3 tRNA genes are annotated in these 393 nt (G+C 53.7%); all 3 read left to right on the top strand.

Annotation, left to right across the window (positions count from 1 at the left end):
• Window positions 1-42: 42 nt before the first annotated feature.
• A tRNA-Arg gene (locus NEH75_RS11270) sits at window positions 43-119 on the top strand.
• 8 nt (window positions 120-127) lie between these two features.
• A tRNA-Pro gene (locus tag NEH75_RS11265) sits at window positions 128-204 on the top strand.
• Window positions 205-223: 19 nt separating this feature from the next.
• Window positions 224-300 (top strand) — tRNA-Met (locus tag NEH75_RS11260).
• The last annotated feature ends 93 nt before the right edge of the window (window positions 301-393 follow it).

Genomic DNA, 393 nt, shown 5'->3' with positions numbered 1-393 from the left:
ACCCGTGCCGGTTCGATTCCGGCCCTAGGCACCAACTAAATAGCGCCCATAGCTCAATTGGATAGAGCGTTTGACTACGGATCAAAAGGTTAGGGGTTCGACTCCTCTTGGGCGCGCCATAAAAGTTCGGGAAGTGGCTCAGCTTGGTAGAGCACCTGGTTTGGGACCAGGGGGTCGCAGGTTCGAATCCTGTCTTCCCGACCATTAAAAACAAATAACAAAAGGCGGAGTAGCTCAACTGGCTAGAGCGTACGGTTCATACCCGTGAGGTTGGGGGTTCGAGTCCCTCCTCCGCTACCAAAAAGAATATGGATAAAATGGAGGAATACCCAAGTCCGGCTGAAGGGATCGGTCTTGAAAACCGACAGGGCGTGAAAGCGTCGCGGGGGTTCG

The sequence above is a fragment of the Turicibacter sp. T129 genome, assembly GCF_025594975.1.
GTDB lineage: Bacteria > Bacillota_I > Bacilli_A > MOL361 > Turicibacteraceae > Turicibacter > Turicibacter bilis.
The sequence above is the reverse complement of the archived record's forward strand: the minus strand, read 5'-3'. Positions and strand labels throughout refer to the sequence as shown.